Here is a 6,482-nt window from a genome sequence, read left to right on the forward strand (position 1 = left end):
GCACTGTAGTGTAGACTGCGAGTGGTGCAGTCGTCTATGTAGGATACCGTGGAGTATGAGATCAGAGGCGCGCTGCAATAGAGTATGCTTCTCTCCGATTGTGGTGTGGTAAGGAGGCAAAATCAGAGTTTGGTTTCCCCCAATCTTGGGGTGCTAGGGGGGCAAAATCATACCCAGAATCAGCAACGCCATTAATTGTTTGACTTTCTTCTGTTATTAACCAGAGGCGAGGAAAAACAGATGATTTTTGATATTTATGACTTAATGCTTGCGTTAAGTATAAGAAACATCTGAGGTAATCAAAACAATCGTCTATGCTCTTACCTTCTTGCTCCCGCATATCCAAATTTTGCCACTCTTCTACATCGGTATTCTGATTTAATCCCCATAAATAGATAACTCCTTTTAAGGGTAATAATTCATCATCTAAATCAGCTAATAATTGATGAAAATCTTCTAACTGTTTTTGTTTTAATGAATTAATAACTAAACAATGTTGATTGTTGTTTTCTAACAAGGTTTTTATTTGATTTCCAATTCCTTTTTTATCTGCAAATATCAACCAAGTTCCTGCGCTTTCAAAAATATAAGAATTGTCTAATTTTTCAATTTTATCTTGTCTACGCCATTCAACGTTATATAACCAACTACTAAAATATAATTCAGGATAATTAGATGATTTTGCTATTGATTTACTGACTATTTTTTGAGAAGTTAAACCTTCAATTTCAGCAATAAGATTACCCTGTTCATCAAATAATTTTAAATTCGCGATTATGATATTTGAAGATAAGATTTTTCTCCGTTTGACATAACTCCATAGAACAGAAGGAACCGGAGCATAAAGGGAAAATTTTTCAATGGCAATAGGAACATAAGTTTGCTCAATTGTTTCTTCTGGAAAGGTCGCTAATTTCACCTGAAAACAAGCATCCAGCAATCGAGGATTAAAGTAAAAATTGGATTCAGATTCAGTCAAAGACGGTAAAACAACTTTGCCTAGATATTCTTCATTTTCACCATATAATTGTTGAATTAATTGAAACGTTTTGCCATAATTTAAGCCTCGCTTTTGACAAGTTTGATAAAATACAGTTGGTTCGATTTCTTGGTTTAATCTATCTTTTAATTCTGCTAAAAGCATATTTTTTTCCCTATTAAGGGATTGATTTAACCCAATTTGCCCCTGACTGTGTAATATCCAATTTTCTCCATCGCCGTCTAAATGATAAATTTGAAAATGCCGTTCATTTTCTACAATTGTTTGTAACGTTAATGCCGAACTTGGCGTTAAGAATAAGGATTTTTCAAAAGTAATATTTTCTAAAGTAATTAAATGAGATTTTAAACGTTGTCTGCCAACCGCAACTGCCATTTCTACATAAGCTGAAGCTGGTAAAATCAAACTATCTTGAACTTGATGCTCTTTTAACCATTCCAAGCTTTCTAAACTGAAAGAAGATTGAAAAATCAGAGTTTTAATCGCCGAAGGAAACCTATTTCCTAGAAGGGGATGAAGAGAGTGAGAAAGAGATGAGAAACTTAAAGGATTAATCTGATTTTGTAACCTATTTTTGGTAGAAACTTCTAACGGACTTTCCAACCAATAACGTTGACGCTGAAAAGGATAAGTCGGTAAACTGACTCGATGATGAGTATAACCTTGTTCAAAACCATTCCAGTCAATCTCTGCCCCATTTTCATACAATTTAGCTAAACTCTGTAAAATCACTTTTCGCTCTGATTCTTTTCCATCTAAACTTGGCAACCATAATAAGTCATCTTTATCCCTGAAAATTCTACTTCCCATCCGCAAAAGAGTTGAATTTGAACCACATTCCACAAAAACATTGTAATTTTCTTGGTATAACCTTTGCATTCCTTTTGCAAACTGCACGGGTTGAAACAAATGCTCGCACCAGTATTCAGGAGTCGCAACCCTTTCTGTCTCCCATGTCCCCGTAACATTAGAAATAAACCTGATTTTTGGAGAATTAAACTTTATTTTTGCTAAAATATCCCTAAATTCAGCTACCATTGGCTCGACTGCTGACGAATGAAACCCATGATCAACCTTTAAAACTTTATGGGGAATCTCTTGTGAGTTCAATCTCTCTCGAATTATCCCCATTGCCTGTTGTTCCCCTGACACCACAAAATTGTTTTCTCCATTGAAAGCAGCGATCGCTACTTGTGACTGTTCCGGAAGAATAACAGATTGAATTGTCTCATAATCAGACTTAACAGCGATCATTTGACCTTTTTGTGGTAAATTTTGGGTTAAACGCCCCCGTTGTGCCACCAAGTTTAAGCCATCTTCTAAACTAAAAATTCCAGCCACACAAGCTGCAACATATTCCCCTAAACTATAACCCATAACAGCAGTCGCTTCAATTCCCCACGACTGCCACAGTTTAAAGAGACTATACGCCACCGCAAACAAGGAAGGTTGAGTATAGGCAGTCCGATCTATTAAAGCCGAGCTATCATTATCATTGCCATCAAAACTACTGTAAATTATTTCTAAAATAGAGTAATCCCAATTATTTTGCAGAATTTCATCACATTGATCTAAAGTTTGCTGAAAGATAGGTTGAGTTTTATATAATTCCCGCCCCATATTCAGCAGTTGCGATCCTTGTCCTGGAAATAAAAAAGCAATTTTTACAGATTTTGAATTATTTTTAGGAGAATTTAAACTGAAATCTTGTAAATTTTTCCTGATTTGCTCAACTGTTTCTCCTGTCACTGCCAAACGATGGGAATGATGATAGCGTCCGCAATGGGAAGTAAAGCAAACATCTCCTAAGTTCAGGTGAGAATTGTTCTCTAAAAAATCATCATATCGCTGTACTAATTGCTGTAATGCCGTTTCTGTCTTAGCTGAAAGGGTTAAAATTTCCACAGCAGGATTTTTTTCTGCACTTTCTCTTTTTAATTCGGGCTTTTCTTCCAAAATCACATGAACATTCGTTCCCCCAATTCCTAAAGAATTTACTCCAGCGCGACGGGGGAAATTATCCACCTCCCAGTCTTTCAGTTGTGTATTAACATAAAAAGGACTGTCTGCAAAATTAATCTGGGGATTAGGTTGCTTAAAATGCAGAGAAGGGGGAATTTTTTGGCTATCAAGAGCAAGCACCGTCTTAATTAATCCGGCAATTCCCGATGCAATCTGTAAATGCCCGACATTAGTTTTCACCGAACCAATGGCACAAAACCCTGCATTTTGAGTACTTTGGCGAAAAGCTTGAGTCAAACCGTCAATTTCGATGGGATCGCCTAATAATGTTCCTGTGCCGTGGGTTTCGACATAACTAATACTATTTGCCTCAATTTCCGCTTTAGCGATCGCTTCTGCCACCGCACGAGTTTGTCCCTCTCCATTAGGGGCAAGGTAGTTCACCTTACTACCACCATCATTACTCATAGCCGATCCTTTAATTACCGCATAAATATGATCTCGGTCTTCTATGGCTGTTTCTAGGGGTTTTAAAACCACTAATCCCACACCACTGCCAAAAATCGTCCCTTTCGCCTCTGCATCAAAAGCACAACAATGGCCATCAGGGGAAACAATCATTCCTTCTTGATATAAATGACCAATTTTCTGAGGAACTTGGACAGAAACGCCACCTGCTAGAGCTAGATCGCACGATCCATCTAATAAGCTTTGAATCGCTAAATGAACTGCTGCCAAAGAGGTTGAACAAGCAGTTTGTACATTAACACTCGGCCCCTTTAAATTAAGCTTATAGGAGACTTTTGTAGTTAAATAGTCCTTATCATTAGCAACCATGATTTTAAATCCATCAAAGGAGTGGAGAGTCATGGGATTGAGAGATTCTGTAGGATTAAGCTGATGACGATGGGGATAAATATTATTGAGTAAATAAGTATTCATAGCTGCCCCCCCATAAAGTGCGATCGCCCCTTGGTATGATAAGGGATTGTAGCCAGCATCTTCTAAGCTTTCCCAAGCACATTCTAAAAAGAGTCGTTGTTGAGGATCGAGTAATTCTGCTTCTTTTTTTGTATAACCGAAGAAGTCAGCATCAAAGCTTTCAATATCATCTAATATAGGACTAGCTTTTACATAATTAGGATTTTTTACTAAATTCGGATCGATCCCCGTTGCTAATAGTTCTGCTTCACTGAAAAAAGTAATAGATTCTTTGCCTAATGCTAAATTTTGCCAAAATTCTGCTAAATTATTTGCTCCTGGAAAACGACACGCCATTCCAATTACGGCAATTGCTTTTTGCTTAATGTTCCGTTGCTTAAGATTGGTTACTTGAGGGGTTACTTGAGGAGATAAATGGTTAACCAGGGAGTTAATTGTTGGATAGCGAAACAAGTCAGTAATGGCAAGAGAATAACCAAGCTTTTCGGCAATCTTTTCTTGAATTGAAATCAAGGAAATGGAAGTTCCCCCTAATTCAAAAAAATTATCTGCCAAACTTATCGTTTCTTGTCGTAAAACCGACTGCCAAATCTTAATTAATTGCTCTTTTAAGTCTAAAGGATTCAGTAAACAATTAGAATTAAAAAGGTTTTTTATCTGGCTTAAAATTGATTCAAATTCTCCCAATTGAAAGCGCTGAATTAGTTGATTACGTTGAATTTTACCAATAGTGGTTTTGGGAATTACATTTTTAGGAACAGGAATTAAATAATCGGGATTAATACCACAATGGGTAATAACTTGATGACGAATTGTTTTTAATAGTTCTAAAAGAGCGACATTAAACGGCAAATCACAATTAAAGAAAATCGCTAATTTTTCTGTTCCTTCTGTCTCATTCCTTACCCCACAAGCAGCAGTATAGGAAACATTTACTTCCTTAACTTTCTCAACAACTGACTCAATTTCATGACTGTAATAATTAACCCCATTAATAATGATAATACCCTTACTGCGTCCAGTTAAAACTAAATGACCCTGACTCAGAAATCCTAAATCTCCCGTATCAAACCAACCTTCATCTAAAAAAGCAGATTGGGTTGCATCTAAATTTTGATAATACCCCGAAAAAACTGCCTCTCCTTTGACTTGTAAATGACCAATTTTTCCTTCCGTTAAAACCTGATTCTGATCATCAACAATTCGCAATGTTATCCCCGGAATAGGTTTACCTAAATCCATAAACATTGCTTGATTTTCTGCTAGATTATCCCCTTCTACATCTACTTTTTCTTGTCGAGAAGTATCAATCATATAAACCTTTAAAGGAGAATCATCTGGCAATGAATAAGTAATTCCAGAACCAAATTCAGCCATCCCAAAAGCCGTTCGTAGAGCATTTTTTTTCAAGCCATACTTTTCTAATTTTTCCAGACAACTTTGCATTACTTTATGATTTACCATTTCTCCAGCATTTAAGAGAAATTTTACACAAGATAAATCCCAATTATTGTCTCTTTTTTGCCCTAGTTTATCATTCATTAAAGCATAAGTAAATGTCGGCGCCCAACTGTGACTAACTCGGTTACTATCAATTAAATCTAACCAATTTAAAATATTCCCTAAAATATATTCTTTTTGAATATATATGCTTTTACATCCTAATAATATACAGCGCAGATGCCAATCTGAAATACTGCCAATATGCTCAAAAGGTAGCCAATTTAAAATAATATCATCAGGGGAATGTTGATTTAAAATATTTGCTCCTCTCCCACGAACAATCAAATTCCGATGACTTAATTGAATACATTTCGGCTTTCCTGTACTACCTGAACTTAAAGTTAAAAAAGCAACATCATCTGGTTCAGAAAGATGATAAAATGAATCAGCAGTAGCTTGATTTAGTTCTTCAAAAAAGACAAATTGATGATTGTTTTTCCCGGCAGTAATAGTAGAGATTAAATCGCTTCTCTGATGAGAAAAAATAATTAAAGCTTTATCAAAAACTTGTAGGAGATGAGTTAGTTTTGCTAAAGTTGCAGGGGTTTCTTGATGACAATTAGGCAAATCTAAAATAAGAGGAATAAATCCCCCTAAAATACATCCCCAAAACCCACTGAGTAAATCGCTATGATCTTCCAATAATAGAATAACCAAATCTTTAGGTTTAAAACCCCTTTGTCGTAATCCCCCTAAAACCCGTTCTGCCTTTGACTGCAATTGCTGATAAGATTGAGTTCTAGCATTTCCCTGACGGTCTAGGTAGATTAGACAATCTCCCTTGGTTTTCATTGTTACTTGTTCTAATATTCCTGTTAAAGTTATTGGGAAATTGGACAGAGCCTTGAGATGGGCTTCAGAAGTGATAGCTAGGTGATTTGACTTAGATTTACGAGTTTGGGTCATTGACCAGAAAATTGGGTTTCAAGCCTCGCCCATAAGCGGGCGACTTTTTAGTTGATTTTGTGCAACAAATTATGTTATCATGTTGTGAGTCAAGAGGCAATTCTATGAAAGCTAGATTTAAGTATCGTATCTATCCAACACAGGGACAAAAATACCGACTAGCCAAGCT

2 protein-coding genes are annotated in these 6,482 nt (G+C 36.2%); one reads left to right on the forward strand and one right to left on the reverse strand.

Annotated elements, in window-relative coordinates:
* Positions 1-61 precede the first annotated feature (61 nt).
* On the reverse strand, positions 62-6,313 hold the full coding sequence (locus tag F6K54_RS37955) for a type I polyketide synthase (protein ID WP_293089219.1): 6,252 nt from the start codon (positions 6,311-6,313) through the stop codon (positions 62-64).
* Between the two features lie 104 nt (positions 6,314-6,417).
* Between F6K54_RS37955 and F6K54_RS43530 the strand changes: the two genes are divergently transcribed.
* Positions 6,418-6,482: helix-turn-helix domain-containing protein (locus tag F6K54_RS43530; protein WP_366558358.1), on the forward strand; the 65-nt coding region annotated here is incomplete at its 3' end.

The organism is Okeania sp. SIO3B5 (assembly GCF_010692555.1).
In the GTDB taxonomy this organism is placed as follows: domain Bacteria; phylum Cyanobacteriota; class Cyanobacteriia; order Cyanobacteriales; family Microcoleaceae; genus Okeania.